The sequence below is a fragment of the Niabella drilacis genome, assembly GCF_900101395.1.
Classification (GTDB): Bacteria; Bacteroidota; Bacteroidia; order Chitinophagales; family Chitinophagaceae; genus Niabella; species Niabella drilacis.
Genome location: NZ_FMZO01000016.1, coordinates 32,153 through 47,810 on the forward strand (window position 1 = coordinate 32,153; position 15,658 = coordinate 47,810).

Consider the following 15,658-nt stretch of genomic DNA (forward strand, 5'->3'; position numbering starts at 1 on the left):
ATTTTGATAAAGAAAGATAGGTCAGTTTTTTAAACGTTTATTATTATGAGCGATACTTTACATATTCAGCATGAGGTGGCGAGTCATGGTCATTCAGGAGAGCCGCATGTTCATCATCAGAAAGAAACATTCGTATCGAAGTATATCTTCAGTATGGATCACAAGATGATTGCCAAGCAATTTTTGGTAACAGGTATTATTTGGGCGATCATCGGCGGGTTGTTCTCGGTACTGTTTCGTTTACAACTGGGTTTTCCTGATCAGTCGTTCCCTATCCTGGAAACCTTTTTTGGCCGGTGGGCCGAGGGTGGAAAGATAAAGCCTGAATTTTATTACGCGCTTACGACCATGCACGGAACCGTGCTTATCTTCTTTGTATTGACCGCCGGACTGAGCGGTACCTTTGCCAACCTGCTCATTCCCTTGCAGGTAGGTGCCAGGGATATGGCTTCTCCCTTTATGAACATGCTTTCGTTCTGGCTGTTCTTTGCCGCAAGCATTGTAATGTTATCCTCTTTATTTACCCAAACAGGACCTGCTGCCGGCGGGTGGACGGTTTATCCTCCGCTGAGCGCACTGGGACTGGCTTCCCAGGGTTCTAAAAGTGGTATGGACCTCTGGATCATTGCGATGACCCTGTTTGTGGCGTCGCAGTTACTGGGCGGTCTGAACTATATTTCCACGATCCTGAACATGCGTACCAAGGGAATGTCGATGACAAGGATGCCGCTCACCATCTGGGCCATCCTGTTTACTGCGATCCTTGGTGTATTGTCCTTCCCCGTATTACTCTCCGGCCTGGTATTGCTGATGTTTGACCGTCACCTGGGTACCAGCTTCTATCTGAGCGATATTTTCGTAGCCGGCCAGGCCTTGCCCAATGAAGGGGGAAGTGCCATCCTGTACCAGCACCTGTTCTGGTTCCTGGGGCACCCTGAGGTATATATCATTATCCTGCCCACGATGGGGCTGGCATCGGAGATCCTTGCGATTAATTCCCGTAAGCCCGTCTTCGGTTATATGGCCATGATCGCGTCCCTGATGGCCATCTGCGTACTGGCCTTCCTGGTATGGGCGCACCACATGTTTGTAACCGGGTTGAACCCCTTCCTCGGATCGGTATTCGTACTCCTCACCCTGCTGATCGCGATCCCGTCCGCCATTAAGGTATTTAACTGGATCACCACCATCTGGAGAGGCAATATCCGGTTTACCCCCGCAATGCTTTTTGCCATCGGCTTTGTAAGCATCTTCATCTCCGGCGGGTTAACAGGGATCTGGCTGGGTAACTCTACCATCGATGTACACCTGCACGATACCATGTTCGTGATCGCACACTTTCATATTGTAATGGGGGTATCGGCCTTCTTTGGAATGTTTGCCGGTATCTATCACTGGTTCCCCAAATTATTTGGCCGGTATATGAACAATACACTTGGATACATCCATTTTTGGGTAACGCTCGCTTGCGCCTACCTGATCTTCTGGCCCATGCACTACCAGGGTATGGCCGGTATGCCAAGACGTTACCTGGACAAGAGCAGCTGGGTGAGCTTCAGCCAGTTCCATAGCCTGGATGCGATGATCACCATTGCAACCATCATCGCTTTTTCTGTGCAGCTGATGTTTGTATTTAACTATTTCTATTCCATGTATAAAGGAAGACGGGTAAGGTCTCAGAACCCATGGGGTGCTACAACACTGGAATGGACCACCCCCATTCACCCGGGACACGGGAACTGGGAAGGTGAAATTCCTGAAGTACATCGCTGGGCATATGACTATGGTAAGGACGGAAGAGACTTTATTCCGCAAACCGAGCCGGTAGGTGAAAATGAAAGTACGCATTAGAAGTGAATGGTGTCCCGATAGCTATCGGGAAGTTAACAGGAAATGCTGTTGACCATTGACCATTGCCTAAATATAAAAAATTGAGAAAAACAGAAGGGGGTGGAGTAAGGGATTTTCTCCAGTTGATGAAGCCCTCATTAAGTATAATGGTGGTTTTCAGCAGTGTGATCAGTTACCTGCTGGTGCCGGATGTGATGTATGATTGGTGGAGGATCGTTTTGCTCTTTGCAGGTGGATTGCTGGTAACAGGAAGTGCCAACACCATCAACCAGGTTGTGGAAAGGGATACAGACGCGCAAATGAAGAGGACGGCAAAGCGTCCGATCGCTGCCGGGCGTTTAACACCGGAGCAGGGTTGGGGATTTGCGATCTTCAGCGGCGCTGCGGGTATCCTTATCCTGGGGTATTATTTTAACTGGACCGCCGGTGCGCTGGCTGCCTTTAGCCTTTTTTTGTATGCCTTTGTGTATACCCCGTTAAAGAAGGTCAATTCGGTGGCAGTTCTGGTAGGAGCCTTCCCGGGTGCGTTTCCCTGTTTGATCGGGTGGGTGGCCGGGTTTGTACCAGGGCAACAGATCCATTGGTTGGGAGGAATTGTTTTGTTCGGGATCCAGTTCCTTTGGCAGTTTCCCCATTTTTGGGCAATTGCCTGGGTAGCACATAAAGACTACAGCAGTGTGGGTTTTAAACTGTTGCCCAGTGATAAAGGGCCCACAAAGTTTACCGCATTGCAGACCGTTGTATATTCGCTGCTGATGTTGCCGATAACCGTTGCCCCGTTTTTTGTAGGGATCTGCGATTATGCAACCGTAAAAGGGATGATTGGAGGCGTGCTGATCATTGCGGCAAATGTCTTTTTAATTGGGCGGGCAACCACCCTTTACAACAAAATGGATGTTCCGTCTGCAAGAAAAGTGATGTTTGGCAGTTATATCCATTTGCCGGTGGTATTACTGGCGCTGTTATTGGCGAAAGCCTGATCTTGATTGGATTATTGATAAGAACTATATATGAACACAAGCATTGTGAGTGAACAACAACATAGAAGATTGCACCCCCATAAATTTGCCTTATGGGTGGCAATTGCCAGCATTCTCATGATGTTTGCCGGGCTTACCAGTGCATTTATTGTAAAAAGTAACCAGTCCGGCTGGAGAACCTTTGTGCTGCCCAATATCTTTTGGGTATCCACGGTACTCATATTAACAAGCAGCTTGACCATGCTGATGGCGATCAGGGCCTTTAAAAACAGGGCACTGCAGCAATACCGCAGGATATTGGGAGTAACGTTCCTGCTGGGAGTAGCTTTTGTGATCTGCCAGGTGATCGGTTTTGAACAACTATGGAACAATAACGTGCAATTTAAAGGAGCTTCAGGCGCGGGCCAGTTCTTTTACGCTATTGCCGGTTTGCATGCCGTACACGTAATTGGCGGTATTATTGCGCTGCTGGTGATCTTTCTGAAATCGATCACGGGGAAAACCAAGTCCTATGATGCCGTTCCTGTAGAAGTAATGGGTATGTACTGGCATTTTGTGGATCTGCTTTGGTTGTATTTAATGATATTTTTCATGATTCTGGGATAAAAATAACTTTACAAACTTGATTGAAAATCGAATATGGAACAAACAGTAACACATAATACCAAGTGGTGGAGCGGGGGCAAGAGCCCGTTTAATATTGAGTACGGGAAAATAATGATGTGGTATTTCCTGCTGAGTGACTCCTTTACGTTTGGCGCCTTCCTCATTTCATTAGGCACCGTGCGTTTTGGGCTGAACTACTGGCCGGAGCCCAGTATCGTATTTAATACCTTCCCCTTTGCAGGGCACGCAAACTTGCCATTGGCATTTGTGAGTGTGATGACCTTTGTACTGATCATCAGTTCTGTAACCATGGTGCTGGCAGTACATGCAGGACACAACCGCGACAAAAAGGGCGTGGAAAAATACCTGATCTTTACCATCATCGGCGGCTTGATCTTCCTGAGCTGCCAGGCATGGGAGTGGACGCACTTATTAACCGCAAAGAATCCGGTACTGGTTGGAGATCATATTGAGGTAATGGCACAGCGGAACGGGTTTAATCCCTGGGGAGAGATCGTACTGCCGCAGGATGTAGCACCTGCCCTGGCCAAAACTTCCCCGGAAACCCTGGCCACACTGGTACATGAACAGCACCTTTCGCATGCCAGCCATGCAGAGCTGTTAAAAACCCCCAAGGATCAGCTCATCCAGATGTTATCCAACAGTGAAATGGTGGTACGTAAACCAGGGCCTGCTGCATTTGGCGGATTCTTCTACGGCATCACCGGATTCCACGGGTTTCACGTATCTATTGGTGTGATCCTGCTGATCATTATGCTGATCCAGACAAAAATGGGCGTGTTTGAGCGCCGCGGCCGCTACCTGATGATCGAAAAGATCGGTCTGTACTGGCACTTTGTAGACCTTGTTTGGGTATTTGTATTCCTGTGTTTTTATCTTATTTAAAAGAGCGCCCACCTTTTTCCCTTTTTTCAAAAAGAATTAATTTAATATAAGTTATGAGCAATCATTACGATCCAACAAAAGATATATCACCTTCTGCGGCCTATCCTGAAGTAAGTTTTGCGCACCACACAGATGATAGCACGTTTAAAAAACGCGTTATCCGTACCACCGTTATCTTAAGTGTTTTAACGGTTTTGGAGCTGGCCCTCGGGTTTACAATTTATGCCCTGCACAAAGGAGAACCCAGCCATGCACTGCTGCTGTTTATAAAAGGAGTGGTTTGTATCTTAACCCTGGCCAAAGCATATTATATTGTTTCTGTGTTCATGCACCTGGGAGATGAAATCCGGAATTTCATCATGACCATCGTTGTTCCCCTGCTGTTGTTCATCTGGTTCATCATCGCCTTCCTGGCAGACGGACATTCGTACAAGACCCTGCGGAACCAATATGATCCTTATTTTAAGGAATCCACTACACCTTCCGGCCATCCTGTGATCCCTTCAGATGTACACAAATACAATAGCCAGAAGGGGCAGCGACAGTAAGCAGAAAATCGCTTTAGATACAGAAGGACCGCTCAATGGCGGTCCTTTATAGTTGGCATTGTTTTCTGTTTTTGGTTTATTAAAGCAGAAACCGGTTTACGGTGGCAGATGGACCTGCACCCGTTGATAAAGAGCATATTATGATTGAGAATACTGAAGAGAACTGCGAAAAGGAACTGCTGGTCATTGATCTGCGTAAGGCAAACTGGTTTGGGCTCCTTACCCTTTTGGCAGCGGTCGTTATTTTTGGCATTCCTTACTACGGTTTATGGAGCGAACAGTTTACCCTGGTGCATATAAAAGCAAGCTTCCGGGACCTTGCAACCCGGTATAGCTACCTCCTGGGCCTGATACCGCTGGGGGTTATAGCAGCGGGCATCGTTTTTCACGAGCTGATCCACGGGCTTACCTGGTCGCTGTTTACCCGTAATGGTCACCGGTCTATAAAATATGGGATCCTCTGGAAATATGCAACCCCCTATTGCCATTGCAAAGAGCCGCTGGAGGTGCGGCATTATATTCTTGGGGCCCTGATGCCAGCCATTGTTTTGGGCATATTGCCTTCCGTAACAGCGGTTATTACAGGCAATTTCTATTTGCTGGCAGGAGGCATTTTTTTCATCATGACCGCAACAGGCGACTTTATGATCGTTCATTTACTCCGCAATAAAGAAAAGACCGCCCGGGTACTGGATCATCCCAGCGAAGCCGGCTGTTATATTTACAGGCAAATTCCGCAGCGGAGGCCGGAATAGTTGCAGGCAATGCCTTTATGGCGCGAGTTGTGGCTTGCATCTGCACAGGATGGTTTTCTGCTGTAGCTATTTTCGATAGTGAATTTTATCAAGGTTTTTTCCTGGTCCGTACCCGTTTGTAGATGCGGATAGCCAGCATCAGTATAAAGATCAGCAGGAGCATACCCACCAGGCCCCAGATAACGCTGATCTCCTTTTTTACAACAACCAGCATCACAATAGCCACCAGGAAGATCGTGGCAACTTCGTTCCACATCCGCAGCTGATCCGAAGTATATTTATAAATACCGGCTGTTTGCTGTTTAAAAATACGATGAAGGGAATAGTGGTAGGCATATAGGAACAGTACCAGTATCAGCTTCAGCAGCAGCCAGAAACCCTCAGGCTTAAAAAGAACGGGCGCCCAGCCACTGGTCAGCAGTACAGAAAGTCCCATAATCAACGTGATAATGGCGGAGGGCCAGGTGATACCATACCAGAGCGGTTTCATCATTTTGATAAACTGGCGGTGCAGCAGATCCTGCCCGGGTTGCGGCTGTTCATTGGCCTCCACGTTATAAATAAATAAGCGTGGCATGTAAAACAAACCGGCAAACCAGGTAACCACAAAAATAATGTGAACCGCTTTTAAGTATGAATAAGCCAAAAGGAAGGAGTTTAAAATAAGAAATAGTCTTTGAACGACTAAGGTAACTGCTTTCCGGGTTCCGGGAAGCAGTTTTTTGTAAAAGTTTGTGCAGTGGAAATGCCGGTGGGAAGCAGAACGCCTATTGGCGGCACTTTTGCGGGCAGCCCGGCCTGCTTCAGACATTCAGATAGCAAACAGGGGCAGGGCCAGGGATCCAAAAAGAAAAATGTGGCAGCCGGTTTGCCTGTATAACGCGGTTGGCCGTACCGGCATTAAGTTAAGAAAAAGGAAACCTCCTTTCATTTTGTATTAGGATGAGAAATATATAATTTTGGATTCGCGAAAATTGAAAAACTTTGCCGTTATTGGGGCGTTTTTGGGATTTGTGACGGGCCTCGGGATGTTTTTTGAATTGAATAACGGCATTTAAAAACATATTATAAGCACTCATGCAAAAAAGAAACTATAACTATTTTTTGCTCATTTTCTTCGCCTTCCTGCTTGTCGTCAGTATTATATTTACGCAAACACTTACGGATAAAGCCACCCAGGCCCTGCAAAAAGGGAACGTGGAAGCGGTGGAGACCTTTAAGACCAACAATGAAATGCAACACCTCGTAAACCTGTCGTTTACCCTTCAATCCAGGTTGAGCCAGGTGAATAATATGGATAAGGTCTTTCCGTTAGATATATTAAGTGATTCGCTGACCCTTTTCGGATACAATGCCAATGTGCTGAACGATGCCGTGGCCCGCAAAGGGAATGTTCCGAATTTGAAAAGACTGATGGATGCAGTGAATATACAACTGAATATATCCTATGCAATTCTGGACGCCCGGCAACAAATGAATGTACCGTTGCTCGACAGTTTAACCAGGGTGCTTACGAAGACCAAGCCAGCAGAAAATGTGTATCACTATGGGGTGCTGGTAGAAAAATTCCTGGAGAACCAGCTTCAGAAAACACTGGTGACGAACTCTGCACATGCCAGCCAGTTATCGGCCTACAACCGGGTATTATCGGTTGCAGCTGTCATTGCAGTACTGATCTTTACTACAATTATTGTGATCCGGCAATGGCAGCAGCTGGTGCTTATAAAAGAGCTGCGGGTAGCGCGGGAAGCCGCCGTCAAAAGCAGGAACGCCAAGGACGAGTTTTTGGCAAATATGAGCCATGAATTGCGCACACCGCTGAACTCGCTGATCGGTTTTGGAAACCTGTTGTCAGATACGCCGCTGGACCATAACCAAAAAGAATATACGAACACGATTATTTCCAATGGGTACAACCTGCTGCATATCGTGAACGACATACTGGACTTTTCGTCGATCGAGGCGGGCAAACTCCGGATCAAGCGTATTCCCTTCAATCTTCCTGAATTGTTTGAGGACCTGAAGCGCATGTTTTCCGCTATTGTGAATGAAAAAAAACTGACCTATCATTGGGACATTGACCCGCAAACCCCGCAACTGATAAAGGGCGACCCTGAGCGGTTGAAACAGGTGTTGGTGAACCTGATCAATAATGCGATCAAATTTACTTCTTACGGAGGGGTGCACATTCATGTAGGAGTATTGCCCTGCGAAAAAGAAGAAATGCACAAGCTCGTGTTCAGCGTAAAAGATACAGGGGAAGGCATTCCAAAAGAAAAAGTGGATCTTATTTTTGAACGGTTTGAACAGCTGGAGCAAATGACCACCCGCCAGCATGGAGGTACCGGCCTGGGACTGAGCATCGTAAAAAGTCTTGTGGAAAGTATGGGCGGATCGGTTTCCGTAAATAGCGAGATCGGTCTGGGCTCAAAATTTACGTTCACCGCCATCTTTGAAAAAGCAATGGAGGCCCCCGCCGTTGCCAGCAGGAATGCGGGCAGGCCAACCGCTGATTTTTCGGGATATACCGCTTTGGTGGTAGAAGATAATGCCGCCAACCGGGTACTCCTGAAACACCTGTTGAAAAAATACAATCTTCACATAGAGCTGGCAGAAAACGGCCTGGAGGCGCTTGAAAGAATACAGGCAAAACACTATGACCTGGTATTAATGGATATCCAGATGCCGCATATGAATGGTTACAAAGCCATTTCCATTATCCGCGAAGAACTGCACATTAATACACCGGCAATTGCCATGACGGCTTATGTAATGGAGAACGAAGTTAAACGCTGTTTTGCTGCAGGGTTCAATGACTATATCTCCAAACCTATAGAAGAGCCGGATATTATCGGCAAGATCATTAAATGGATGCCCGCCCGCGCGGAAGTGGCACCACCGGCCGCTGTTGTGGAGACAACCGGTGAGGATGGCCTGGATTTTTTCAGGGAACTGGTGGGGGGCGATGAAGCCATAATGAATGAGCTGCTTGGTGAGATCCGGAAGCAATGGGTATATGATAAAGAAGCGCTGCGGGCAGCAGCAGCAGCAGGGGATACATTAGAAATGGGCCGTATTTTACACCGGGTAAAATCCACATTTTCCGCATTGGGTCCCAACCATCCGATCCAGCAATTGTTAAAGAAACGGACCATTGCAACAGGCAGCAGTACCGGGGATATTGGTAATACAACGGAAGACGTCATCCGGGAGATCGATCAATTCGGGAAAACGGTGTTTATTTCATAAAAGAGAAGCGTAGTATGGCATCCACACAACTCATTAAAGATACATTAAAGCAGGAACGTTCTTATAAAGCCATATTGCTGATGCTGGTTGCCTTGTGGATGGTATCACTCACACTGATCGCCGTTTTGCTGGTTAACTGGCGGCGCCAGGCACACTCCGGGCCGGGGGCCAATGCACACCGGACACCCTCGTTGGATCAGATGCTGCTATCGTTCAGTGAATTGAAAATAGGGAACAACACTACCCTGATCAATCTGCAGCTGAAAGAAATTTCTCAAAAAAAGGTTAGCATGGATACAACTGCTGAAGAAGTGATCGCCGATTACAGAAAGAAAATTTTTGATCGCATGCTGGAACAAAAGATCAAAACCAGTACACCTGCCAAGCAAGATGGATTTACCATTAAACCTGTTCCTCAATAATTGACTATGAAGTTTTGTTCGTTTATATTAGCCTTCCTGATCCTGACTTCCTGCGGTATGCAAAAACGGATGACCGCCGCCCGGGCCACCAGTGAAAAGACCCAAAAAATGGTGCACGAAGAGTCGGTTAAGCTGGACTCGATAAAAAAAATACTGGATGTTAAAGCTGCCGACCGCGCTGTTGACAGCGTTTTAAACAGGGATGTTCTGAACATCCTGGAAAAGCTCGGAAGCCGTTTGAACAGTGCACAGCAGCTTGCCCTGATTATGGATATGGCTACCAGGAACAAAGCTGCTTTCAGAAAAGGGATATCGTCCGCTGATCTTTTAAAGAAACTGATCATACTGGATTCATTCAATACGGCGCAAAAACGGCGTGAAGTAGTTTACAGGATGCTGACAGAATCGGTGAGCACGGCAAAATACCAGTTGTTTCATTATGCCGCATTTTTTGATCCGGGGGTTTACCGTATCCCGGAATCTGCCATAAAATCCATCCGTTCGCATTTTACACCCATTATAGATTCGATTTCACGCATCTCGAACAAGTATGCAGGTATACCGCGGGAGGCCCGGATCGTATTTGTAGGCTACTCTGATTCCACGCCTATCGTAAAGAACGGTCAGCTTTATAAAGAGCTGGTCAGGATCCTTGATACCAACGAGCCCGGGCAAAGACAGATGAACCAGCTGCTGTCGGACCTTCGGGCAAAAGAGATGGTACGTAATATGAAAATGGTTTTAAACGATAATACCGGCAAGTTTAAAAACTTCAATACATTAAAGATCGGTTATGTGGCTTACGGAAAAGGGGAGGAATACCCATCGCCCCGGATCGATGATTATAAGCCCACCGATGAACGAAGGCGCATCGTTCTGAGTTATTGGACCGTGTTGCCGGACCTGGACGACTTGTAATTTGAAAATGTGAAGATATGAATCCGATACAGGCATGCACAAAATCCTGCTGCATACTTTACCTTAGACTTTAAACCCGGGAACGTCCGTCAGGCATGAAACCGGCTCTGACGTGAAACCCGAAACCCAGGAGCTTTAAACACCGGCTGTCTGCCGGGTTTCTTCAATCAGCTGCAACAGGGTATCTACCCAAAGCGGGCTGGTATTCATACAGGGAATATAACTGTAGGTGGCTCCTCCATATTCCATAAATGTTTCCTTGCCCCGCAGTTCAATTTCTTCCAGGGTTTCCAGGCAGTCGCTGACAAACGAAGGACAGACAACCACCAGCTTTTTAACGCCTTCACCGGGCAGTTGGGGCAGGCGTACCTGCGTATTGGGCAGCAGCCAGGGATCGCGCCCCAGGCGGCTCTGATAGCTTTGTTGCCATTGCTCTTTTTTGAGCCCCAGTTTTTTGGCTACCAGTTCACTGGTAATGGTTACCTGGTGCCGGTAGCAGGTAGGGTGGGAGGTACTTGATTTGAAGCAGCAGTTTTCTACCTGCATGCAGTGTTTTTTAGTGGGATCGCTTTTCAACACATGGCGCTCAGGGATGCCATGATAGCTGAACAGCAGCTGGTCAAAGTCTTCCCGGAGATAGGGACGCATACTTTCTGCCAGTGCGTTAATATAGGAAGGATGCTTATAAAAGGGAGGTACCACCTTTAGTTGAAACGGATAATTGTTTTTTTTATGAGCTTCCTTCATATGCTCAACGGCTGTTTCAAAACTACTCATTGCATAGTGCGGGTATAAAGGCACCAGGATCACTTCTTCTACATCCGGCAGCCGCTTCAGCAATGCATTATAGGCAGCTTCCGGTGTTGGGTTGCCATAGCGCATAGACAGTTCAACAGGCAGTTCCGTCTTTTGCTGTACCGCCTCCTGCAGCTGTTGGGATAATACGATAAGAGGAGAACCTTCCTTCCACCAGATGGTTTTATAGGCTTCAGCTGATTTGGGCGCCCGGAAAGGAACAATAATGCCTTTAATGAGCAAAAAACGCAAAAGCCAGGGCTTGTCAATAACCCGTTTATCCATCAAAAACTCATCCAGGTACCGCCTTACATCCTTTACCTCGGTTGAATCCGGAGAACCCAGATTCATTAATATTATTCCTGTTTTGCGCATTTCCTTGTCGTATAAAATTAGTGTCCCTGTTTACTGATAGTGGTTGCAGGGACCCGGTTTTGCACCCGTGGTACAAAAGTGTAACAACCGGCAAAGATACAGGTTCCGGCAAGACAATCATACTATCTGCAGTAATGAAAAATCATGATAAAAATCATGCTTTTTTTAAGTCCCGGTGACAAAAGTATGACGATACTACCACTTATCCTTTATACATTTGCGCCTGAATGATGTCGGTAGAAGAATTTCATATTTCAAAGCAGGTCTTAGATCGTTTTTGCATTGCAGGCATCAACTATCATAAGGCCGACGCAGCAACCAGAGGACTGTTTTCCATCACGAACGAGGCGTTTGTTACATTAGGAGAAAGTGCAAAGGCCGCGGGACTGAAAAGTGTCTTCGTGGTGTCTACCTGTAATCGTACCGAGATCTATGGGTTTGCAGAATCGGTAATGCAATTGGTAGAGCTGCTGGTGCCGCATACCAACGGTGATAAAGCAGCATTTTACGAATGTGGCTATTTCAAGAATGGAGAAGAAGCCCTGCAGCACCTGTTTGATGTGGCTGCCGGGCTGGACTCACAGATCCTGGGTGATTATGAGATCCTGGGGCAGCTCAAAAGAGCAGTGGAAACAGCCCGCGGTCAGCACCTGATCGGCCCGGTGATGGACCGGATGCTGAACTTCGCTTTTCAGGCATCAAAAAAAATAAAGACCGAAACCAACCTGAGTGACGGGACCGTTTCGGTTTCGTTTGCTGCAATTGAGTTGCTGCAGAATATTAAGGACATCGGGAAAAAGAAAGTGCTGATCATTGGCGCCGGTAAGTTTGGGGTAAATGTATGCAAAAACCTGAATACGTATTTGCCGCATACCACCGTTACCATTATGAACCGTACCGATGCTGTTGCAAAACAGATTGCGGCCGGGCATCAGGTTCATTTTGCTCCTTATGCAAACAAAGCGGTGGCAGTGCAGGCTTCCGATATCATCATTGTTTGCACCAATGCAAATGAGCCCACAGTGATGCCCGAACTGGTAACGGCAGGTACACCAAAATTGTTCCTGGACCTTTCCGTACCCGTCAATGTGCATCCGGCTATCCGGAATATGGAACAGGTTACGGTGATCGATGTGGATGAGATCTCCAATACCATACTGGATCGTACCCTGGCAAAACGCAAGGCCGAAGTGCCCCGCGCCCTTACCATTATTGAACATTTTAAAAAGGAATTTCTGAGCTGGTTAAGGGATCACCACTATGCGCTGCACCTGAAAACCTGGAAGAATAAACTTTGTGATATTGATTTAACGCAAACCGGCGTTTGCGAATTTTATAAGGATAAAGAACTGATCAGCGAAACAGAGCGGATAATGCGTGCCCAAAAGGCGGTAAAGCAGCTGGCGGTAAACCTCAAAGTGCGGCACGATAAGGGCTGCCAGTTTATCAGCAGTATCAACGATTATCTGCAGCTTCTCTGACCCCGGATATTTTATTATGATCCGTATTGGTACCCGAGACAGTCAGTTGGCCGTTTGGCAGGCCACACAGGTAAAAAATCTCTTAGAAAGTTTAGGCACCCCCGCACAGCTGGAACTGGTTAAAAGCGAAGGGGATCTTGACCTGGTAACACCCCTTTATGCCATGGGCGTACAGGGCGTTTTTACAAGAGTATTGGATGCCGCATTGCTTAGTAACAGGATCGATGTGGCGGTGCATAGTATGAAGGATGTACCGGTACAGCTTCCGGAAGGGATTGTGGAAGCCGCTGTTCTGGAACGCGCCTCCTGTAATGATATTCTGGTTTTGAATCCGAACTGGCAGGCGCCGGATACAGGCTTTCAGATCTCAGCTTTCAGATCTCAGCTTTCAGATCCTGAAACTTTAAATGGTGAACCTGGAACATTTCCCCTGACCATCGCTACCAGCAGTGTGCGCCGCAAGGCCCAGTGGCTGAACCGGTTCCCCGGTCATACGATCGAAAATATCCGCGGTAATGTAAATACACGGCTCCGCAAGCTTTCCGAAAGTAATTGGTTCGGTGCCATCTTTGCTGCGGCAGGCCTGGAACGTATCGGGCTGAGGCCAGCCGGCAGCATTGATCTTGAGTGGATGCTGCCCGCTCCTGCCCAGGGCGCCATAATGATCACCGCCCGCAAGGGAGATACGGCGGTACTGCGTGCATGCAGCCGCATTAATCATACAGGAACGGCCTACTGTGTAAAAGCCGAAAGGGATTTTTTAAGTGAGCTCATGGGGGGCTGCGCCACGCCCATCAGTGCGCTGGCAACCATTCATCAAAACAGCCTGCACTTCAACGGAAGTGTTGTTACTCCCGATGGGACCGAAAAAATAGAGGTAGCAGAAACCTATGCGATCGATGCAACCGTGGCCGCCGGAAGGGCAGCAGCAGCAAAGATCCTGGAAAAAGGTGCCGGACCGTTAATTGCGAAAATGAATAATGAGCAATAGACCGCTTCATATTTTAAGTACAAAGCTGCTTGATGATGCGCTTATGCACCGGGCCGGGGACAGGGTCCTGCTTGATTGCAGATCCTTCCTGCAAACGCAGCCGGTAGCACCCGGGCTGGTTGCAGCATTGCTGGCAGATGTTTCCCTTGCGGACCAGGAAGTGATCTTTACCAGCGCCAATGCAGTAAAGGCCGTAGCGGCAGCGGTTACGGGCAGCCCTCAATGGAAGGTGTTTTGTATTGAAGCGGCTACCCGTAAAAAAGTGCAGGAGTTATTTCCCCAAACCGAGATCAGGGCCGCTGCTCCCAATGGCGCACAACTGGTGAACCAGATCATCAGGCAGGCGCCGGATCAGGTAGTTTTTTTTTGCGGGAACCTGCGCCTGGATACCATCCCGGATGGGTTGAAAAAGAACGCCATCCCCTGCCGGGAAAAAGTAGTTTATGAAACAATAAAAACACCAGTTCCTGTTAAGCCGCAATACGATGGGATCCTTTTCTATAGTCCGAGTGGTGTGGCAAGTTTTTTTGCTGTTAATAAAATAAGCCCGGGAACAAAAGCATTTTCTATTGGCCCTTCTACAACCGAGGCTTTAAAAAAATATACGTCAAACATTGTAGAAGCTCCGCATCCTGATGTGGAACAGATGATCGGGGCTATTGCGAACAGCAGCTGGTAGCGGATCCGGCAATTCAAAGACTTTTAAATATGATGCAACAGGAAATAAAAAACGACTTAATTTTAAGAACGCTTCGCGGAGAAGCCACGGAGCGTACCCCGGTATGGATGATGCGTCAGGCCGGAAGATACCTGCCGGAATACATACAACTAAGGGAGAAGTATTCTTTTTTTGAACGGTGCCAGAACCCCGAACTCGCCTGCGAAATTACCCTGCAACCGGTAGATATTGTAGGCGTGGATGCGGCGATCCTGTTTTCAGATATCCTGGTGGTACCACAGGCCATGGGTTTGGAAGTGCAGCTGGTGGAAAAACTGGGTCCCCTGTTGCCCCAGCCCATAAAAGGCCCGAACGACCTGCAACGTGTCAGAATACCGGAGGTGAACGAAACATTGAATTATGTTTTTGAAGCGATAAAGCTGATCAAAAAAGAACTGAACGGACGCGTGCCGCTGATCGGCTTTGCAGGGGCGCCCTGGACACTTTTATGCTATATGGTGCAGGGAAAAGGCAGTAAAACCTTCGATGAAGCGAAGGCCTTTTGTTATCAGCAGCCGGAAACCGCGCATGCCCTGCTGCAAATGATCACGGATACCACGATCGCATACCTGAAAGGCCAGGTGGCGGCCGGTGCGGATGTATTACAGGTGTTTGACAGTTGGGGTGGATTGCTGGGCAAAAGTGATTTTGAAGAATTTTCGCTCCGCTATATCCGCCAGATCGTGGCTGCGTTAAAAGAAAGCGTTCCGGTGATCGTTTTTGCAAAAGGTGCCTGGGGCTCGCTGGCAGAAATGGCAGCAACCGGTGCTGCCGGTCTGGGGATCGACTGGTGCATAGAACCGCAGGTGGCCCGTAACCTGGCAGGGGAAAGTATCACATTACAGGGAAACTTTGATCCCGCAAAATTACTGGCCCCCATCCCGGTGATCGAGAAGGATACAAAAGCAATGCTTCGTGCGTTCGGGAACAGCCGGCATATTGCCAACCTGGGACATGGCATTTTGCCCAATGTACCGGTGGACCACGCAAAGGCATTTGTAAATACGGTGAAGGAATACACATTCTCTGATCTATAAAATCGTCTGTCTTGAAAAAAATACCC

General features: G+C 47.7%; 15 protein-coding genes. 13 read left to right on the top strand and 2 right to left on the bottom strand.

Annotated elements, in window-relative coordinates:
• The first annotated feature begins 45 nt into the window (after positions 1–45).
• The 6 genes from BLS44_RS21065 (at position 46) to BLS44_RS21090 (ending at position 5,646) form a co-directional block, all read left to right on the top strand.
• Positions 46–1,851, top strand: a complete 1,806-nt coding sequence (locus BLS44_RS21065; protein WP_090392221.1) for a cytochrome c oxidase subunit I — start codon at positions 46–48, stop codon at positions 1,849–1,851.
• A gap of 80 nt (positions 1,852–1,931) precedes the next feature.
• On the top strand, positions 1,932–2,831 hold the full coding sequence (gene cyoE, locus BLS44_RS21070; RefSeq protein WP_090392300.1) for a heme o synthase: 900 nt from the start codon (positions 1,932–1,934) through the stop codon (positions 2,829–2,831).
• Between the two features lie 30 nt (positions 2,832–2,861).
• Positions 2,862–3,437, top strand: coding sequence for a cytochrome c oxidase subunit 3 (locus BLS44_RS21075; protein ID WP_176954504.1), 576 nt, complete (start codon positions 2,862–2,864; stop codon positions 3,435–3,437).
• Positions 3,438–3,470: 33 nt separating this feature from the next.
• Positions 3,471–4,343, top strand: a complete 873-nt coding sequence (locus BLS44_RS21080) for a cytochrome c oxidase subunit 3 (protein ID WP_090392222.1) — start codon at positions 3,471–3,473, stop codon at positions 4,341–4,343.
• Between the two features lie 53 nt (positions 4,344–4,396).
• On the top strand, positions 4,397–4,891 hold the full coding sequence (locus tag BLS44_RS21085; protein WP_090392223.1) for a cytochrome C oxidase subunit IV family protein: 495 nt from the start codon (positions 4,397–4,399) through the stop codon (positions 4,889–4,891).
• Between the two features lie 140 nt (positions 4,892–5,031).
• The gene (locus BLS44_RS21090; RefSeq protein WP_143019873.1) at positions 5,032–5,646 is read left to right on the top strand and encodes a DUF3267 domain-containing protein; all 615 of its coding nucleotides are present in this window, start codon (positions 5,032–5,034) and stop codon (positions 5,644–5,646) included.
• A gap of 88 nt (positions 5,647–5,734) precedes the next feature.
• Here the strand turns inward: BLS44_RS21090 and BLS44_RS21095 are convergent, their stop codons facing one another.
• Positions 5,735–6,292, bottom strand: a complete 558-nt coding sequence (locus BLS44_RS21095; RefSeq protein WP_090392225.1) for a CopD family protein — start codon at positions 6,290–6,292, stop codon at positions 5,735–5,737.
• Between the two features lie 431 nt (positions 6,293–6,723).
• Between BLS44_RS21095 and BLS44_RS21100 the strand changes: the two genes are divergently transcribed.
• The 3 genes from BLS44_RS21100 to BLS44_RS21110 are packed head-to-tail and all read left to right on the top strand — an operon-like array spanning position 6,724 to position 10,235.
• The gene (locus BLS44_RS21100) at positions 6,724–8,895 is read left to right on the top strand and encodes an ATP-binding protein (protein WP_090392226.1); all 2,172 of its coding nucleotides are present in this window, start codon (positions 6,724–6,726) and stop codon (positions 8,893–8,895) included.
• Positions 8,896–8,909: 14 nt separating this feature from the next.
• The gene (locus BLS44_RS21105) at positions 8,910–9,317 is read left to right on the top strand and encodes a hypothetical protein (RefSeq protein WP_090392227.1); all 408 of its coding nucleotides are present in this window, start codon (positions 8,910–8,912) and stop codon (positions 9,315–9,317) included.
• 6 nt (positions 9,318–9,323) lie between these two features.
• The gene (locus tag BLS44_RS21110) at positions 9,324–10,235 is read left to right on the top strand and encodes a hypothetical protein (protein ID WP_090392228.1); all 912 of its coding nucleotides are present in this window, start codon (positions 9,324–9,326) and stop codon (positions 10,233–10,235) included.
• A 135-nt stretch (positions 10,236–10,370) separates the two neighbouring features.
• Here BLS44_RS21110 and hemH read toward each other — a convergent pair whose 3' ends face one another.
• On the bottom strand, positions 10,371–11,405 hold the full coding sequence (hemH, locus tag BLS44_RS21115; RefSeq protein ID WP_090392229.1) for a ferrochelatase: 1,035 nt from the start codon (positions 11,403–11,405) through the stop codon (positions 10,371–10,373).
• Positions 11,406–11,632: 227 nt separating this feature from the next.
• Here hemH and hemA point away from each other — a divergent pair, with 227 nt between their 5' ends.
• Genes hemA through hemE form a run of 4 tightly spaced genes read left to right on the top strand, consistent with a single transcriptional unit; the run spans position 11,633 to position 15,632 of the window.
• On the top strand, positions 11,633–12,886 hold the full coding sequence (gene hemA / locus BLS44_RS21120) for a glutamyl-tRNA reductase (RefSeq protein ID WP_245729337.1): 1,254 nt from the start codon (positions 11,633–11,635) through the stop codon (positions 12,884–12,886).
• A 16-nt stretch (positions 12,887–12,902) separates the two neighbouring features.
• Positions 12,903–13,877: a hydroxymethylbilane synthase gene (locus tag BLS44_RS21125; RefSeq protein ID WP_090392231.1), complete on the top strand. Its 975-nt coding sequence runs from the start codon at positions 12,903–12,905 to the stop codon at positions 13,875–13,877.
• Positions 13,867–14,556, top strand: coding sequence for a uroporphyrinogen-III synthase (locus BLS44_RS21130; RefSeq protein WP_090392232.1), 690 nt, complete (start codon positions 13,867–13,869; stop codon positions 14,554–14,556). The genes BLS44_RS21125 and BLS44_RS21130 overlap by 11 nt, the downstream gene beginning before the upstream one ends.
• Before the next feature lie 29 nt (positions 14,557–14,585).
• Entirely contained in the window at positions 14,586–15,632 is a 1,047-nt protein-coding gene (gene hemE, locus BLS44_RS21135) for a uroporphyrinogen decarboxylase (protein WP_090392233.1), read from the top strand.
• Positions 15,633–15,658 lie beyond the last annotated feature (26 nt).

Bases quoted from the DNA above. Each gene is read 5' to 3' on its own strand.
- BLS44_RS21100 (WP_090392226.1), top strand. From the start codon at position 6,724: ATGCAAAAAAGAAACTATAACTATTTTTTGCTCATTTTCTTCGCCTTC.
- BLS44_RS21125 (WP_090392231.1), top strand. From the start codon at position 12,903: ATGATCCGTATTGGTACCCGAGACAGTCAGTTGGCCGTTTGGCAGGCC.
- hemA (WP_245729337.1), top strand. From the start codon at position 11,633: ATGATGTCGGTAGAAGAATTTCATATTTCAAAGCAGGTCTTAGATCGT.
- BLS44_RS21075 (WP_176954504.1), top strand. From the start codon at position 2,862: ATGAACACAAGCATTGTGAGTGAACAACAACATAGAAGATTGCACCCC.
- BLS44_RS21090 (WP_143019873.1), top strand. From the start codon at position 5,032: ATGATTGAGAATACTGAAGAGAACTGCGAAAAGGAACTGCTGGTCATT.
- hemE (WP_090392233.1), top strand. From the start codon at position 14,586: ATGATGCAACAGGAAATAAAAAACGACTTAATTTTAAGAACGCTTCGC.
- BLS44_RS21085 (WP_090392223.1), top strand. From the start codon at position 4,397: ATGAGCAATCATTACGATCCAACAAAAGATATATCACCTTCTGCGGCC.
- BLS44_RS21065 (WP_090392221.1), top strand. From the start codon at position 46: ATGAGCGATACTTTACATATTCAGCATGAGGTGGCGAGTCATGGTCAT.
- BLS44_RS21080 (WP_090392222.1), top strand. From the start codon at position 3,471: ATGGAACAAACAGTAACACATAATACCAAGTGGTGGAGCGGGGGCAAG.
- BLS44_RS21110 (WP_090392228.1), top strand. From the start codon at position 9,324: ATGAAGTTTTGTTCGTTTATATTAGCCTTCCTGATCCTGACTTCCTGC.
- BLS44_RS21105 (WP_090392227.1), top strand. From the start codon at position 8,910: ATGGCATCCACACAACTCATTAAAGATACATTAAAGCAGGAACGTTCT.
- hemH (WP_090392229.1), bottom strand. From the start codon at position 11,405: ATGCGCAAAACAGGAATAATATTAATGAATCTGGGTTCTCCGGATTCA.
- BLS44_RS21130 (WP_090392232.1), top strand. From the start codon at position 13,867: ATGAGCAATAGACCGCTTCATATTTTAAGTACAAAGCTGCTTGATGAT.